Origin of the sequence: Sinorhizobium chiapasense (assembly GCF_036488675.1) — a bacterium.
Taxonomy (GTDB): Bacteria; Pseudomonadota; Alphaproteobacteria; order Rhizobiales; family Rhizobiaceae; genus Sinorhizobium; species Sinorhizobium chiapasense.
Map to the genome: position 1 here is coordinate 1,156,670 of NZ_CP133148.1, position 17,217 is coordinate 1,173,886.

The 17,217-nt window shown below is 60.7% G+C and carries 12 protein-coding genes; 11 read left to right on the forward strand and 1 reads right to left on the reverse strand.

What is annotated here, in order from left to right; genetic code table 11:
- Positions 1-6 precede the first annotated feature (6 nt).
- The 10 genes from nuoL to RB548_RS05585 all read left to right on the forward strand — a co-directional run bounded on the left by nuoL (position 7) and on the right by RB548_RS05585 (position 12,573).
- Positions 7-2,001, forward strand: a complete 1,995-nt coding sequence (nuoL, locus tag RB548_RS05540; protein ID WP_331374006.1) for an NADH-quinone oxidoreductase subunit L — start codon at positions 7-9, stop codon at positions 1,999-2,001.
- Positions 2,001-3,512 carry an NADH-quinone oxidoreductase subunit M gene (locus tag RB548_RS05545; RefSeq protein ID WP_331374007.1) on the forward strand — a complete coding sequence of 504 codons (1,512 nt, stop codon included), beginning with the start codon at positions 2,001-2,003 and terminating at the stop codon, positions 3,510-3,512. The genes nuoL and RB548_RS05545 overlap by 1 nt, the downstream gene beginning before the upstream one ends.
- A 19-nt stretch (positions 3,513-3,531) precedes the next feature.
- The gene (nuoN, locus tag RB548_RS05550) at positions 3,532-4,977 is read left to right on the forward strand and encodes an NADH-quinone oxidoreductase subunit NuoN (protein ID WP_331374008.1); all 1,446 of its coding nucleotides are present in this window, start codon (positions 3,532-3,534) and stop codon (positions 4,975-4,977) included.
- The gene (locus RB548_RS05555) at positions 4,974-5,741 is read left to right on the forward strand and encodes a biotin--[acetyl-CoA-carboxylase] ligase (RefSeq protein WP_331374009.1); all 768 of its coding nucleotides are present in this window, start codon (positions 4,974-4,976) and stop codon (positions 5,739-5,741) included. The genes nuoN and RB548_RS05555 overlap by 4 nt, the downstream gene beginning before the upstream one ends.
- A 25-nt stretch (positions 5,742-5,766) precedes the next feature.
- Complete coding sequence (locus RB548_RS05560) at positions 5,767-7,434, forward strand: ribonuclease J (protein WP_331374010.1); 1,668 nt, start codon at positions 5,767-5,769, stop codon at positions 7,432-7,434.
- Between the two features lie 63 nt (positions 7,435-7,497).
- Positions 7,498-7,902, forward strand: a complete 405-nt coding sequence (gene mce / locus RB548_RS05565; protein WP_331374011.1) for a methylmalonyl-CoA epimerase — start codon at positions 7,498-7,500, stop codon at positions 7,900-7,902.
- 236 nt (positions 7,903-8,138) lie between these two features.
- Entirely contained in the window at positions 8,139-8,408 is a 270-nt protein-coding gene (locus tag RB548_RS05570; protein WP_331374012.1) for a DUF1467 family protein, read from the forward strand.
- Between the two features lie 802 nt (positions 8,409-9,210).
- Positions 9,211-10,539, forward strand: a complete 1,329-nt coding sequence (proS, locus tag RB548_RS05575) for a proline--tRNA ligase (protein ID WP_331374013.1) — start codon at positions 9,211-9,213, stop codon at positions 10,537-10,539.
- Between the two features lie 15 nt (positions 10,540-10,554).
- A complete protein-coding gene (locus RB548_RS05580) occupies positions 10,555-11,868 on the forward strand; it encodes a lipoprotein-releasing ABC transporter permease subunit (RefSeq protein WP_331374014.1) in 1,314 nt (437 codons plus the stop codon).
- Between the two features lie 18 nt (positions 11,869-11,886).
- Positions 11,887-12,573, forward strand: coding sequence for an ABC transporter ATP-binding protein (locus tag RB548_RS05585; RefSeq protein WP_331374015.1), 687 nt, complete (start codon positions 11,887-11,889; stop codon positions 12,571-12,573).
- A 79-nt stretch (positions 12,574-12,652) separates the two neighbouring features.
- Here the strand turns inward: RB548_RS05585 and RB548_RS05590 are convergent, their stop codons facing one another.
- Positions 12,653-13,120: a DUF5680 domain-containing protein gene (locus RB548_RS05590; RefSeq protein WP_331374016.1), complete on the reverse strand. Its 468-nt coding sequence runs from the start codon at positions 13,118-13,120 to the stop codon at positions 12,653-12,655.
- A gap of 516 nt (positions 13,121-13,636) precedes the next feature.
- Between RB548_RS05590 and dnaE the strand changes: the two genes are divergently transcribed.
- Positions 13,637-17,131 (forward strand): DNA polymerase III subunit alpha, encoded by a 3,495-nt coding sequence (dnaE, locus tag RB548_RS05595; RefSeq protein ID WP_331374017.1) that lies wholly within the window; start codon positions 13,637-13,639, stop codon positions 17,129-17,131.
- Positions 17,132-17,217: the final 86 nt, after the last annotated feature.

Sequence of the window (17,217 nt, forward strand, 5' to 3'; positions counted from 1 at the left end):
TGGGCTATGGACACCATTATCAAGGCAATCGTCTTTCTGCCTCTGATCGGCTTTCTCGTTGCTGGTCTTCTCGGCACGCAGATCGGTGCCAAGGCATCCGAATATGTGACCACCGGCCTGATGCTCGTTGCGGTCGCACTGTCCTGGCTCGTTTTCTTCAACATCGCGCTCGGCGAAGAGGAGATGATCAAGGTCTCGGTGTTGCGCTGGATCCAGTCCGGCGGATTGGATGTCGAATGGGCCTTCCGGGTCGACACCCTGACGGCCGTCATGTTCGTGGTCGTCAACACAGTCTCGTCGCTCGTGCATGTCTATTCGATCGGATACATGCATCATGATCCGAACCGGCCGCGCTTCTTCGCCTATCTGTCGCTCTTCACCTTTGCGATGCTGATGCTGATCACGTCGGACAACCTCTTGCAGATGTTCTTCGGCTGGGAAGGCGTGGGCCTTGCGTCCTATCTGCTGATCGGCTTCTGGTACAAGAAGCCTTCCGCCAACGCGGCGGCGATCAAAGCCTTCATCGTCAACCGTGTCGGCGACTTCGGCTTCTCGCTCGGCATCTTCTTGGTCTTCGTGCTCTTCGGTTCGATCAATCTCGAAACCGTCTTTGCCGCCGCGCAGAGTTACCTGCCGGCAGAAGGCGCCGAAGCGGGGGAAGCCGTCGTCACGCTCTTCGGCATGCAGCTCGACAAGGCGAATGCTGTGACGGCCGCCTGCCTGCTGCTCTTCATGGGCGCGATGGGCAAGTCGGCACAGTTCCTGCTGCACACCTGGCTCCCGGACGCCATGGAAGGCCCGACGCCGGTGTCGGCCCTCATCCATGCCGCAACCATGGTCACCGCCGGTGTCTTCCTCGTCGCCCGCATGTCGCCGCTCTTCGAACTCTCGCCAGATGCGTTGACGGTCGTCACGCTGATCGGCGCCATCACGGCCTTCTTTGCCGCGACCGTCGGCCTTGTGCAGAATGACATCAAGCGCGTCATCGCCTATTCGACCTGCTCGCAGCTCGGCTACATGTTCGTGGCTCTCGGCGTCGGCGCCTATGGCGCTGCCATCTTCCACCTCTTCACGCACGCTTTCTTCAAGGCGCTGCTGTTCCTTGGTGCCGGTTCGGTGATCCACGCCGTCGATGGCGAGCAGGACATGCGCTACATGGGCGGCTTGCGCACGCACATCCCGGTCACCTACTGGATGATGTTCATCGGCACGATTGCGCTGACGGGCGTCGGCATCCCCGGCACCGTTTTCGGTACGGCCGGCTTCTTCTCGAAGGACGCGATCATCGAGTCGACCTTCGCCTCGCATAGCGCCGTCTCCAGCTTCGCCTTCATCCTTCTGGTGATCGCCGCCCTGTTTACTAGCTTCTATTCGTGGCGCCTGACTTTCATGACCTTCCACGGCAGACCGCGGGCTTCTTCGGACGTCATGCATCACGTCCATGAATCTCCGCAGGTGATGTTGGTGCCGCTCTATATCCTGGCCGCCGGCGCGCTCGTCGCAGGCTTCCTGTTCCACGATTATTTCTACGGCCACCACTATGTCGAGTTCTGGCAGGGCTCTCTCTTCACGCTGCCTGAAAACGAAATTCTCGAGGAATACCACCACGTTCCGCTTTGGGTGAAATGGAGCCCGTTCGTGGCGATGGCGCTCGGCCTCTACACCGCCTGGTACATGTACATCCGCTCGCCGGAGACGCCGAAGTACCTCGCCAATCAGCACCGTGGTCTCTACCAGTTCCTGCTCAACAAGTGGTATTTCGACGAGCTCTACGATTTCCTCTTTGTGCGCACAGCGAAGCGTCTCGGCACCTTCCTCTGGAAGGAGGGTGACGGCCGGGTGATCGACGGCTTTGGACCGAATGGTGTTGCGGCGCGTGTCCTCGACGTGACCGATCGCGTCGTGCGGATGCAGACCGGTTACCTTTATCACTACGCGTTCGCCATGCTGATCGGCATCGCTGCGCTCGTTACATGGATGATGCTCGGGAGTTCCTTCTGATGACCGATTGGCCCGTACTTTCCGCGGTCACCTTCATGCCGCTGGTCGGCGTTCTGCTTCTCTTGCTGACAAGGGAAGACAGCGTCTACGGCCGCCGCAACATCCTGAACGTATCGCTGCTGACGACGATCTTCACCTTCGCCGTGTCGCTCTACATCTGGTACCAGTTCGACCCGTCGAACCCCGGCTTCCAGATGATCGAGAAGCGTGAATGGCTCGGCACAGGGATCTCCTATCACCTCGGCATCGATGGCATTTCCGTGCTGTTCGTTCCGCTGACCGCGCTCTTGATGCCGTTCTGCGTGCTGGCGAGCTGGCTCACGATCGAGAAGCGACTGAAGGAATACATGATCGCGTTTCTGATCCTGGAAACGCTGATGCTCGGTGTCTTCGTGTCGCTCGATATCGTGCTTTTCTACGTGTTCTTCGAAGCAGGCCTCATTCCGATGTTCATCATCATCGGCGTCTGGGGCGGCAGGGATCGCGTCTATGCGAGCTACAAGTTCTTCCTCTACACGTTGCTTGGCTCGGTGCTGATGCTGCTCGCCATCATGGCGATGTACTGGCAGGCGGGCACGACCGACATCACCGAACTGCTGGCCTACAAGTTCCCGCGCGGGATGCAGACTTGGCTGTGGCTCGCCTTCTTCGCCTCTTTCGCGGTGAAGATGCCGATGTGGCCGGTTCACACGTGGCTTCCCGACGCGCACGTTCAGGCGCCGACCGCGGGTTCGGTCATTCTGGCCGGCATCCTCTTGAAGCTCGGCGGGTACGGCTTCCTGCGTTTCTCGCTGCCGATGTTCCCGCTCGCTTCGGACTATTTCGCTCCGTTTGTGTTCACGCTGTCGATCATCGCGATCATCTACACCTCGCTGGTGGCGATGATGCAGACCGACATCAAGAAGCTGATCGCCTATTCCTCGGTGGCGCACATGGGCTATGTGACCATGGGCACGTTTGCCGCCAATACGCAGGGCGTGCAGGGCGCCATCTTCCAGATGCTGTCGCACGGCGTCGTCTCGGGCGCGCTCTTCCTTTGCGTCGGCGTCGTCTATGACCGGCTGCATACCCGCGAGATCGCTGCCTATGGCGGCCTCGTCAACAACATGCCGAAATATGCGGTCGCTTTCATGGTCTTCACCATGGCGAACGTCGGACTTCCCGGCACCTCGGGCTTCGTCGGCGAAGTGCTGACGCTCGTGGGCGCCTTCCGTGCCAATACGTGGGTAGCCTTCTTCGCGACCAGCGGCGTCATTCTCTCGGCCGCCTATGCCCTCTGGCTCTATCGCCGGGTGATTTTCGGTGCGCTCGAAAAGGAAAGCCTGAAGGCGCTCCTCGATCTATCGGCACGTGAGAAGCTTATCCTCTATCCGCTGGTGATCCTGACGATCTTCTTCGGTGTCTATCCGGCGCCGGTCTTCGATGCGACCGCGGCCTCGGTGGATCTGCTCGTCAACAACTACTCCGCAGCCCTGCAGGCAGCGCAAGACGTTGCGCTTTCGGTGCAATGACCACAGGACGTGACTGGACATGACTGCTGAAACCCTCTTCGCAAGCCTGCAACTCTCGGTTCCCGAGCTGATCCTCGCGGCCGGCGCCATGGTGCTGTTGATGATTGGCGTCTTTTCGAGCGAAAGGTCGGCCACGCCAACGGTAACGGGACTTGCCGTCGCACTGCTGATCATCGCCGGGCTGTGGCTCGTCCTGAAGACGGGCGAGGGTGAGGCCTATGGCGGCGCCTTCCTTTCCGATCCATTCGCCAGGTTCATGAAGGTCCTGGCGCTAATCGGCTCGATTACGGCGATGGTGATGACGGTCGGGCATGCCCGTTCGGCGCAGATCGATCGCTTCGAGTTTCCGGTACTGTTGGTGCTCGCGACCCTCGGCATGCTGCTGATGATCTCCGCCAACGACCTGATCTCGCTCTACCTGTCGCTGGAACTGCAGTCGCTGGCGCTCTACGTCGTGGCGGCGATCAATCGTGACAGCGTCCGTTCGACCGAAGCCGGGTTGAAATACTTCGTTCTCGGCGCTCTGTCGTCGGGCATGCTGCTTTACGGCATGTCGCTCGTCTACGGCTTCACCGGCCATACCGGCTTCGACGAGATCGCCGCGGCACTGACGGCGGAAGGCCGTTCGCTGGGCCTCGTTTTCGGCCTGGTCTTCATCCTCGCGGGCCTTGCCTTCAAGATTTCCGCAGTTCCTTTCCACATGTGGACGCCGGACGTCTATGAGGGTGCACCGACCCCGGTTACCGCCTTCTTCGCAGCCGCGCCGAAGGTGGCTGCGATGTCGATCCTCGTCCGCATCGTCATCAACGCCTTCGAACCGGTGGTGGCGGACTGGCAGCAGATCGTCGTCTTCATCTCGATTGCTTCCATGCTGCTCGGTGCCTTCGCGGCAATCGGCCAGAGGAACATCAAGCGGCTGATGGCCTATTCCTCGATCGGTCACATGGGCTATGCCCTGGTCGGCCTTGCGGCCGGCTCGATGGCCGGGGTGCGTGGTGTGATCCTCTATATGCTGATCTACATGATCATGACGCTCGGCACCTTCGCCTGCATTCTGGCCATGCGCCGCAAGGAAGGCGAGTACGTCGAGAATATCGATGACCTCGCCGGCCTCTCGCAGACCAATCCGTTTATGGCGTCGGTTCTCACGGTCCTGATGTTCTCGCTGGCAGGTATCCCGCCGCTTGCAGGTTTCTTCGCGAAGTATTTCGTGTTCGTCGCCGCAATCGAGGCGCATCTCTACGCACTCGCGATCATCGGCGTACTCGCGTCTGTCGTCGGTGCCTATTATTACCTGCGCGTCATCAAGGTGATGTGGTTCGATGAAGCCACGGGTGAGTTCGCGCGCACCGCCGGCGAGCTGCGTCTTGTCTTCGGCCTCTCCGGTCTGTTCGTTATCGGATACGTGCTGATCGGCGGACCGCTTGGAAGCGCCGCGGAAGCTGCGGCCCGGACCTTCTTTTGACCGGCCGGAAAGGCGGCGGCCGGATTTCGCCTGACGACTTCCGGCACGTCGCGCTCGCCGAGACCGTCTCGACCAACAGTGAGTGCCTGGCGAAGGCGCGCGAAGGTGATGCGGGCAATCTCTGGATCACTGCCGGGCGCCAGACCGGAGGCCGCGGCCGTCGAGGCCGCGCATGGGTTTCCGAACCCGGCAATCTCTACGCATCGCTGCTTCTCATCGATCCGGCGCCGATCGCGCGCTTGCATTCCCTGCCTCTTGCCGTCGCGGTGGCAGCGCATCGGGCGATCCGGACTGTGATGCCGCCGGCCGCAGCGCCGGTTGAGATCAAGTGGCCGAACGACATCCTCGTCGATGGCAAGAAGGTATGCGGCATTCTTCTCGAAGGAGAAGAGCTTGCTGATGGCCGCCGGGCACTGGTCGTCGGCTTCGGAGTGAATGTCGGTGTCGCGCCGGAGGGGGCGCTCTATCCAGCGACGTCTCTTCGTCGTGAAGGGTCGTCGGCGTCGGCAGAAGAGCTGTTTGCACACCTTTTTCTCGCCGTGGCCGAGATGCTCTCGCTCTGGGATCGCAGCGCGGGCATCGCCAAGATCATTGAGCTTTGGCGTTCGGCGGCGCGCGGGATCGGCGAGACGATCACCGTCAACCTGCCGGATCGGTCGATTTCGGGCCGCTTTGCCGGTATTGATCAGGACGGCCGATTGTTGCTCGACACGGGCGCCGGCACACAGCAGGCGATTGCCGCCGGTGATGTATTTTTTGGATGATTGAAGAATAGGGGCGCGCAAAGATATGGCGCAGGAAGAAGAACTGGTGTTCTTGCCGCTCGGCGGCGTCGGCGAAATCGGCATGAACCTTGGCCTTTATGGCTACGGCCGGCCGGGCAACCGCCAGTGGATCATGGTCGATTGCGGCGTGACTTTTCCCGGCCCGGAACTGCCTGGCGTCGAACTGGTCTTGCCGGATATCGCCTTCCTCGCCGAGGAGCGCCGCAATCTGAAGGCGATCATCATCACGCATGCGCATGAGGACCACTACGGTGCGCTGAACGACCTTTGGCCGGGTCTCAACGTTCCGGTCTATGCCTCGCCCTTTACAGCCGGCATGCTTGAGGCGAAGCGCGATTTCGAAAAGAGCCGTGGCGAAATTCCGATCACGATCTTCAAGCAGGGAGACCGGATCAATATCGGCCCCTTCAGCATCGAGGCGGTCGGGGTCAACCATTCGATCCCCGAGCCGATGTCGCTCGTTATCCGGACGCCGCTCGGCACCGTTGTGCACACCGGCGACTGGAAGATCGATCTCGAGCCGTCGCTCGGTCCGATCACGGATGAGGCGCGTTTCCGCCAGATCGGCGAGGAAGGCGTGTTGGCGCTCGTCTGCGACTCCACCAATGCGCTTCGCGACGGCGTTTCGCCCTCCGAACGGCAGGTTTCCGAAAGTCTCGCCAAGATCATCGCCGATGCCGAGGGTCGTGTTGGCATCACCACGTTCTCCTCCAACGTCGGCCGCATTCGCTCGGTCGCCGAAGCGGCGGAGGCAGCGGGCAGGGAGGTGCTGCTGCTCGGCAGTTCCATGAAACGCGTCGTCGACGTGGCGAGGGACCTTGGCCTGATGGAAGGGCTGAAGCCGTTCCTGGCGGAGGACGAGTTCGGCTATATTCCACGCGACAAGGTCGTCGTGATCCTGACCGGCAGCCAAGGAGAGCCGCGGGCAGCGCTCGCCAAGATCGCCCGGGATGAGATGCGCAATGTGGCATTTTCCGCCGGTGACACGATCGTCTTCTCTTCACGAACCATTCCGGGCAACGAGAAGGCGATCAACGATATCAAGAATGGTCTGATCGAGCAGGGCATTCACATCATCACCGACAGCGAGGCGCTGGTGCATGTTTCCGGCCACCCGCGGCGCAATGAGCTGCAGCAGATGTACCAGTGGGTCAAGCCCCAGATCGTGGTGCCCGTCCACGGCGAGGCAGCCCACCTGACGGCACATGCCGAACTGGCGCTGCATTCCGGGATCGCCAGCGTACCGCGGCTGCGCAACGGTGAAATCCTGCGCCTGGCGCCCGGCCCTGCGGAAGTGATCGACGAGGCGCCGCACGGTCGCATCTACAAGGACGGAACGCTGATCGGCGACTTCGATGAGATGGGCATCGGCGAGCGGCGCAAGCTCTCCTTTGCCGGCCACGTCTCCGTCAATGTCGTGCTCGATAACCGCTATGATTTCCTCGGCGATCCGGTCGTCGTACCGATTGGACTTCCGGAATTCGACGACGAGGGCGAGGACATGGGCGATACGCTCTACGATGCCGTGCTCGGCGCCGTGGAAAGCATCCCTCGGGCGAAGCGGAAGGATCTCGCTATGTTGCAGGAAGCGGTTCGTCGTGCGGTGCGCAGTACCGCCAATCAGGTGTGGGGCAAGAAGCCGCTCGTCACGGTCTTTGTTACAAAAGTCTGATTTCCTCACCGGAAGACGCGACGTAAACCCTCGGCCTTGGTCTTTTTGGGAAGGGAGCATGCGATGCTGGGAAGGGTAAATCACGTCGCGATCGCCGTGCCGGATTTGGCGGCGGCAGCTGAAAGTTATCGTGCGACGCTCGGTGCAAACATCACCGAGCCGCAGGCGCTCCCCGAACACGGTGTCACGGTCGTGTTCGTAACGCTCCCGAACACCAAGGTGGAACTGCTGGAACCCCTGGGCGAGGCATCCCCGATTGCCGCCTTCCTTGCGAAAAACCCGGCCGGCGGCATGCACCACATTTGTTATGAGGTGACAGACATCATAGCGGCTCGCGACCGGTTGAAGGCGGCGGGTGCGCGAGTCCTCGGCGATGGAACGCCGAAAATCGGCGCCCATGGCAAACCGGTCCTCTTCCTGCATCCCAAGGACTTTCAGGGCACCCTGATCGAACTGGAAGAGGTGTGACAGTCGGGCGCGGCCCACTTGTTTGCCGGTTGGGCCGAGTGGCGTTATAAGGCGGACGCGATGGCCTTGCGGCAATTTCGGCGGAAGCGCGCCGGCGCCACTGCATGTTTCCTTAAATCGCAGCCGATTTGAGGGTAAAGACATGCAGCAATTTAAAGTGCTGCAGCGTTCCTTTGCGCGTCTGATAGGACGCGCGGCGCTGTAGGTCCATCCAGCGATATGAATCGAGATCCGCAATGTCCGCTTTTTCGACCCTTGCCATCTACTTCATCATCTGGTGGCTGACGCTCTTTGCCGTTCTGCCGCTCGGAGTGCGGACGCAAGCGGAGGAAAACGACATTGTTCCTGGCAGTGTCGAAAGCGCTCCGGCGCGGTTTCGTGCATTGCGCGTCGTGCTGCTGACGACTGTCATCGCTGCTGCCATTCATCTCGGTTGGTACATCGTTTCGGTCAAACTGGGATACGGGATCGATTCCATCCCGCGGTTCGCACCGGAGTTTTACTGAACGGTGCCACGTCCTACCGCGCCGCTCGTCCAATCTGACGCGCGAAGGACGTTGCAGCAGGCGGTCGGGCAAAAAACGTGCCACCGGGCAAAAGCCCATCGCCGAATTCGTAGCCGGGCAATTATCTTTGGTGGTTCGGAGGGGCACAGACGGCGCTCCCGCCGGAGCCCCGGCGTCAATGGGAAATTCTCAACTTGACAGCCAGAGAATTGACATATTTTAAGAGTGCTTCGGTGAAGGGGACGGTCACGAAAAGCAAAAAAAAACAAGGCGTAAAGCCTTGTTTTTTAAGTTTCGCGTGATCTTCAATCCGTTTCCGGCGGCAGCGAACGAGCGCGCCTAAGATCTTATCCTCCCAAGACTTGACCGCGAATTTCGGCAAGAATTTGGTCTTCTTGCCTGTTTTGTGAGCCGAAATTAGCTCAAACATTGGGCGCTGTCATCTGCTTTTTTTGCATTTTTGCTACAGTCGGGCAATTTTTTTCCGTTGACAGGAGCCGCCCTTGTCCTGTTACTACCGTGCTCTTTTGACGCAGGCTAACGCTCAGCATTTCCTGTCAAATGCCATCTATTATGTGGTTTTCTTCCGGCCACGGCAGGGTTTTCATCCGCGCGCGAAGCGGTTATGAACGCTGAGCTCGAAATGCTTTCCGTCGGCCGTGTCGGGGGAGAAAATCAAGAGTACGATCTCCGTAAGGCAAAGCCGCTTCTCCCTGCTCAGGCGAAGACGGCCGCCGAAGCACAACGTCATTTCGCCCGAATCCGCCGATAGTGCGAAGTCCACCAAGTTCTGGAACCCGTCATGCGCCTGTCCCGCTTTTTCATGCCCATCTTGAAGGAAAATCCGAAGGAAGCGGAAATCGTTTCCCACCGCCTCATGCTGCGGACGGGCATGGTCCGCCAGCAATCTGCCGGCATCTACACATGGCTGCCGCTTGGCAAGCGCGTGCTCGACAAGGTCAACGCGATCATTCGCGAAGAGCAGAACCGCTCCGGCGCGATCGAGCTCCTGATGCCGACGCTGCAGTCGGCGGAGTTGTGGCAGGAGAGCGGGCGCTACGATGCCTATGGCAAGGAGATGCTGCGCATCAAGGACCGGCAGGACCGGCCGATGCTCTATGGCCCGACGAACGAGGAGATGATCACGGACGTGTTCCGCTCCTACGTGAAGTCCTATCGTGACCTGCCGCTCAATCTCTATCACATTCAGTTGAAGTTCCGTGACGAGATCCGTCCGCGTTTCGGCACGATGCGCTCGCGCGAGTTCCTGATGAAGGATGCCTATTCCTTCGATCTTGATCGCGAAGGGGCGGAGCACGCCTATAACCGGATGTTTGCCGCCTATTTGCGCACCTTCGCCCGCATGGGCCTGCGTGCCATCCCGATGCGCGCCGATACCGGTCCGATCGGCGGCAATCTCAGCCACGAGTTCATCATCCTTGCCGACACTGGTGAATCCGAAGTCTTCTGCCACAAGGACTTCCTCGGTTTCGACATTCCGGGAGAGGATACCAATTTTGACGACGTCGCCGGCCTGAAGGCGATCTTCGAGAAGTGGACGTCGCGTTATGCGGCAACCTCGGAAATGCATGACGAGGCGGCCTTCGACGCTGTTCCCGAGGGCGAGCGCCTGTCGGCGCGCGGCATTGAGGTCGGCCACATCTTCTACTTCGGCACAAAGTATTCCGAAGCGATGGGCGCGAAGGTACTCGGACCGGACGGCAAGGAGCACACCGTGCACATGGGCTCCTACGGGATCGGACCGACCCGTCTCGTGCCCGCGATCATCGAGGCGTCGCACGACGAAAACGGCATCATCTGGCCGAAGTCGATCGCGCCGTTCGATGTCGTCGTCATCAACATGAAAGCGGGTGATGCCGCTTGCGATGCGGCCAGCGGCACGCTCTACTCGGGACTCGGGAAGGCTGGATTCGACGTGCTTCTGGACGATACCGATGATCGCGCCGGTGCGAAGTTTGCGACCGCCGACCTTATTGGTGTTCCGGTTCAGATCATCGTCGGACCGCGTTCGGTTGCGAACGGCGAAGTCGAGGTCAAGGACCGCAAGACCGGCGAGCGCGAGATGATGACGATCGAAGCCGCGATCAACAAGCTGGCTGCGACGAGATAAAGGACGAAGGAAGCGATGATGGCCGCGGCGACGGAAGACCAGGTGCAGGCTGCTGCTCAGTCTGGGGTGCCTTCCAGCCGTCCCTTTTCCGCGTTCGAGCGCATGGTGGCCTGGCGCTATCTGCGCTCGCGACGGAAGGAAGCCTTCATCTCGGTGATCGCCGGCTTTTCCTTCATCGGCATCATGCTGGGTGTCGCGACGCTGATCATCGTCATGGCGGTGATGAACGGATTCCGCACCGAACTCATTTCCCGGATCCTCGGCATGAACGGTCATATCATCGTGCAACCGCTCGATGGCCCGCTGACCAACTATGCCGAGCTGGCCAACAAGTTTTCGGCCGTACCGGGTGTGACCATGGCGATCCCGATGGTCGAGGGACAGGTTCTCGCCCAGGGCTACGGTGACGCGTCGACAGGCGCCCTCGTTCGAGGGGTCCGTGCCGACGACCTCTCGAAGCTGAAATCCATCTCCGAGCACATTCAGTCCGGCGATTTGGTCGGCTTTGCGTCCGGCAGCGGTGTCGCAATCGGTTCGCGCATGGCCGAACAATTGGGGATCCGTGTCGGCGGCACGATCACGCTGACCTCGCCGAATGGCGATGTGACACCCATGGGCATGAACCCGCGTGTCAAGGCCTATACCGTCTCGGCGATCTTCGAAATCGGCATGTCGGAATATGACGCAACGATCGTCTTCATGCCGCTCGAGGAGGCGCAGCTTTACTTCAATGCCGAGGGTCTCGTCCAATCGATCGAAATTTTCGCCGAGCATCCGGACGCGGTCGATGCCTTGCGCAAGCCTATTGAAGATGCGGCCGGCCGGCAGATCTTCATCACCGACTGGCGCGATCGCAACAAAACCTTCTTCTCCGCGCTCGAGGTCGAGCGCAACGTTATGTTCATGATCCTGACGCTGATCGTGCTGGTGGCGGCCTTGAACATCATTTCCGGTCTCATCATGCTGGTGAAGGACAAGGGCAGCGACATTGCGATCCTCAGAACGATGGGCGCGACGTCCGGATCGGTGATGCGCATCTTCTTCATGACCGGGGCCGCCATCGGGGTTGCCGGCACGATCGCCGGCGTGCTCCTCGGCGTCGTCGTCTGCCTCAATATCGAATCGATTCGCCAGTTCTTCTCGTGGGCTTCGGGGACGACGCTCTTCAATCCGGAGCTCTATTTCCTGAGCCAGCTTCCCGCCGATATGAATGCGGACGAAACGATCGCCGTCGTCGTCATGGCAATCGCCCTTTCCTTCCTTGCCACGATCTTCCCGGCCTGGCGTGCGTCGCGCCTCGATCCGGTGCAGGCCCTGCGGTACGAATAACAAGGACAAGAACGCAAAATGAATGCGCGTGTGGCACTGCAGCTCTCTGGCATCGAGCGGCATTACGGAGAGGGCGAGACCTACCTGCCGATCCTCAAGGGGGTAGATTTCACGCTGCGAAGCGGCGAGACCGTCGCGCTCGTGGCGCCCTCCGGGACCGGCAAGTCGACGCTCCTACATGTCGCCGGCCTGCTCGAGCACCCCGACGCAGGCGAGGTCGTCGTGAACGGATTGGCTTGCAACGGGCTCAGCGACGACCGGCGCACGGCGATCCGGCGCAAGGAGATCGGGTTCGTCTATCAGTTCCACCATCTCCTGCCGGAATTCTCGGCGCTGGAGAACATCATGATGCCGCAACTGATCGCCGGCCTTCCGAAGGCGGAAGCGGCGAAGAGAGCCGCCGCATTGCTCGACTATATGCGTATCGGCCACCGTGGCAGCCATCGGCCGGCCGAGCTCTCCGGTGGCGAGCAGCAGCGTGTCGCCATCGCCCGCGGCGTGGCCAATGCGCCGCTCGTTCTCCTGGCCGATGAGCCGACCGGCAATCTCGATCCCGAGACCGCCGGTTATGTGTTCGAGGCGATGGAGGCGCTGGCGCGCCAGTCGGGACTTGCGGCACTAATTGCGACGCACAACCATGAACTCGCCTCCCTCATGGACCGCCGTGTAACGATCGAGGACGGGAAGGTCGTCGAACTGAAGTAGCCTCAAGGCGCCGCCCTACGCGGATTCGAAATGCTATGGCGCGCTTTGCGGGTCTGAAAAGATGCGCGCCGCGGCAGCGTCAGGGGACGATGAGTCCGCCGCGATAATCGAGCTCGTAGGCTTCTTCGCCATCGACGAAAATGACCTCGCGTCCGGAAAAGTGATCGGTGCCGCCGCGGCTGCTGTCGATATAGCAACCATAGGCGTGCTGGTATTCCATACCGCCGAGGAAATGGCGCTTGTCGTTATACATCGTCCGTAATGCCGCCTTGATGACGGCGCCGGCCCGTCGCGCATCGATCAAATCCGGACGAGTGATGCGGCCGAAATAATTCATCGCCCAGCGCGGGTTGCCATCGTGCCAGACAGCTTCCTGGCCGGCAAAATCCGTTCCGCCGAAATAGCTGTCGAGATAACGCCACGCGCCGCGCTGGTGCCCAATATCGCGCGAGCCGGGCCTGCAGGCGGGAAGTGCAGCTCCGTCGCCGACATAGGTCTTCGATTTCGCCTCGACAATAAAGTCGGTGAGTTCCTCGATGCTGAACATCAGCGTTCTCCCATTCTCGCCAGCGAAGATGCCGCAACGCAGCCAGCTTGTAAAGAACAAAAAGAGAACAAACTCTCGTATCTGACGCCCTTGCTTCGCGTCGATCGGTGAGTGGCGGCGACCTGATGCATTCAATGCGGGCCGGCTCACATGCTCACACTCGCGGTCCCCGATGCTGTTGCCGTGGCGTATTAACCATGAGCTTTGAATTGCGGGATCTTTTATGCGGGCTTGCTTGACTATGGAACAAAAATAGAACAAAAGAAAAACAATAGCGGAAAAGGAGCCATGTTATGACTGATTTCGTTCGTGATCTCGCCGCCTTCGCCTCGATGAGCTTGTTCATCGCCAGCATCTCGGTGATTGCGCTGGGGTTGTGACACTTCGGCCCCGGCACGCCGAATCAGCGCTTCCCGGATGCAATGTTGAAAAAGACGGCAGTTCCGGTCGTTACGCTGGACATCAAGGACCGGAAACGGGATATCCTCTGCTCCGAACGGGAATCGGAGTGCAACGATGGCGAATGACGAGAGCCTTGGGCAGGGCGCAACTGCGACGGATCCGCAGTTCGTACACTTGCGTGTGCATTCGGCCTTCTCGCTGCTCGAGGGTGCGCTGCCGCTGAAGAAAGTCATCGGCAAGGCTGTAGCGGATGACCAGCCGGCTATTGGCATCGCCGACACCAACAATCTCTTTGCTGCGCTCGAATTTTCGCAGAAGGCGGCGGATGACGGCTTGCAGCCGATCATCGGCTGCCAGTTGTCGATCGACATGGAAGACGAGGCGGAAGCCGAACGGCGCGGTCATCATCATCAGCTTGTGAAGCTGCCGTCGCTCGTGCTGATCGCCGCAACCGACACTGGTTACGTCCGGCTCGTCGACCTCGTCAGCCGCGCCTATCTCGACGGCGAGGGCAGCCAGGCAGCACGAATAACGCGGTCATGGCTGGCCGAGGGCGGGACGGATGGTCTGATCGCGCTGACGGGGGCGGCGAGCGGCCCGATCGACATGGCATTGAAGGCGGGCTCATCGGCTGTGGCCGAGTCCCGCCTCAAGGCGTTGATCGAGCTCTTCGGCGACCGGCTCTATATGGAACTTCAGCGGCACGGCAATTATGACCGGCGCCACGAGAGCCGTATGATCGAACTCGCCTATCGCCTTGATGTGCCGCTGGTGGCGACAAACGAGGCGTTCTTTCCCGCACCGGCTGACTACGACGCGCACGACGCTCTGATGGCGGTCGCGCACAACGCAATGGTTTCGGACGACAGCCGTTTCCGGCTGACCCCGGACCATTATCTGAAGAGCCGCAAGCAGATGGCGGCGCTCTTCGCCGATCTCCCGGAAGCCCTGGAGAACACGATCGAGATCGCCCGGCGCTGCTCCTTTATGCTGAAGACGCGCGGGCCGATCCTGCCGCGTTTCACCGGGGCTTCGGGAGACCCGGAGGAAGCAGAGCGTGCGGAAGCTGCGGAGCTTCGCCGACAGGCGGAGGAGGGGCTGGAGCATCGCCTGGCGAAGCTCGGAATGGCGCCCGGCTACAAGGAAGAGGATTATCGCGAGCGGTTGGCGTTCGAGCTCGGCGTCATCGAACGGATGAAGTTTCCGGGCTACTTCCTGATCGTTTCCGACTTCATCAAATGGGCCAAGCAGCATGACATCCCCGTCGGCCCGGGCCGCGGCTCCGGTGCGGGATCGCTCGTTGCCTATGCGCTGACGATCACCGACGTCGATCCGATGCGTTTCTCGCTGCTGTTCGAACGCTTCCTCAACCCGGAACGTGTGTCGATGCCGGACTTCGATATCGACTTCTGCCAGGACCGGCGTGAAGAGGTCATCCGCTACGTTCAGGGCAAATACGGGCGCGAGCAGGTGGCGCAGATCATCACCTTCGGATCGCTGCAGGCGCGTGCGGCGCTGCGCGATGTCGGCCGCGTGCTCGAGATGCCCTATGGTCAGGTCGACAAGATCTGCAAGCTGGTACCGAATAACCCCGCCAATCCGACGCCGCTTTCGAAAGCGATCGAGGAGGAGCCGCGGCTGCAGGAAGAGGCGGAGAAGGAGCCGGTCGTGGCCCGCCTTCTCGATATCGCCCAGAAGATCGAGGGCCTCTACCGCCATGCCTCGACGCACGCCGCCGGCATCGTCATCGGCGATCGGCCGCTCTCGAAGCTGGTGCCGATGTACCGCGATCCGCGCTCGGACATGCCGGTCACCCAGTTCAACATGAAATGGGTGGAGCAGGCTGGCCTCGTCAAATTCGACTTCCTCGGCCTGAAAACGCTGACGGTGTTGAAGACCGCGGTCGATTTTGTCGCCAAGCGCGGCATTCATATCGATCTTGCGAGCATTCCGCTGGACGACGTGAAGACCTACGAGATGCTTTCCCGCGGCGAGACGGTCGGCGTGTTCCAGGTCGAAAGCGCCGGCATGCGCAAGGCGCTGATCGGCATGCGCCCGGACTGCATCGAGGACATCATTGCCCTTGTTGCGCTCTACCGCCCGGGCCCGATGGAAAACATCCCGGTCTACAACGCCCGCAAGCACGGCGAGGAAGAGATCGAGTCGATTCACCCGAAGATCGATTACCTGCTGAAGGAGACGCAGGGCGTCATCGTCTACCAGGAGCAGGTGATGCAGATCGCCCAGGTGCTGTCGGGCTACTCGCTCGGCGAGGCCGATCTGTTGCGTCGCGCCATGGGCAAGAAGATCAAGGAGGAGATGGACAAGCAGCGCGCCCGCTTTGTCGACGGCGCCGTCAAGAACGAGGTGTCGAAACCCCAGGCCGACCTGATCTTCGACCTGCTTGCGAAATTCGCCAATTACGGCTTCAACAAGTCGCACGCGGCCGCCTACGCCATCGTCTCTTACCAGACCGCCTACATGAAGGCGCATTATCCGGTCGAGTTCCTCGCCGCGTCGATGACGCTCGATATGTCCAACACGGAAAAGATCAACGATTTCCGGCAGGACGCAATGCGCCTCGGTATCGAAGTGATCGCGCCGTCGGTGCAGACCTCCTTCCGCCCTTTCGAGACCGGCGACAACCGCATCTATTATTCGCTTGCGGCGATCAAAGGGGTAGGCGAGTCGGCCGTTGAGCATGTCGTTGCCGTTCGCGGCGAGCGGCCCTTTGCGAGCCTCGAGGACTTCTGCCTCCGGATCGACCCGAAGCTTCTGAACAGGCGCGTCTTCGAAAGCCTGATCTCCGCCGGCGCTTTCGATTGCTTCGGCTACGACCGGGCCGAACTCATTGGCGGCCTCGACCGGGTCCTGGGTTTTGCCCAGCGTGCGCAGGAAAACAAGATGAGCGGCCAGAGCGACATGTTCGGCGCCGGTGCCGCCACGGGACCGGAGAGGATCGCGCTGCCGGCCTATACGCCTTGGCTCGCGTCCGAGAAGCTTCACCGGGAGTTCCAGGTGCTCGGCTTCTATCTTTCGGCCCACCCGCTCGACACCTACAACAAGCTGTTGGCGAAGATGCGCGTGCAGACATTTGCCGATTTCGCCGCCGCCGTGAAACAGGGGGCGACCGCCGGGCGTCTGGCGGGAACGGTGACTTCGAAGCAGGAGCGCAAGACACGCACAGGCAACAAGATGGGAATCGTCGCCTTTTCCGATGCGTCGGGCCAGTTCGAGGCCGTTCTCTTCTCGGAAATGCTGAACCAGTATCGCGACCTCCTGGAGGCCGGGAAATCGCTGGTGATGACGGTAGCCGCCGAGGAGCGGCCGGAAGGCATCGGCCTTCGCATCCAGACTTTGCGATCTCTCGAGGAGGAATCGCTGCAGATGCAGAAGGCGCTGCGGGTTTTTGTGCGGGATGCCGGTCCGCTGCGCTCCATCGCCTCCCATCTCAACACGAAGGGCGACGGTCTCGTTTCCTTCGTGGTTATCAAGGAAAACGGCCAGCGGGAGATCGAGGTCGAGCTCAACGAGAAATACCGGATTTCGCCGGAGATCGCCGCGGCGCTGCGCTCGGCCCCCGGCGTCGTCGACGTCGAGCTTGTCTAGAGCGCCGTGCGTTCAAGTGAACGCACAAAGGACGCTCTAGCACTTTGATTCTAGAGCATCTTATCCGCTTTCAGTGAATCCACTTG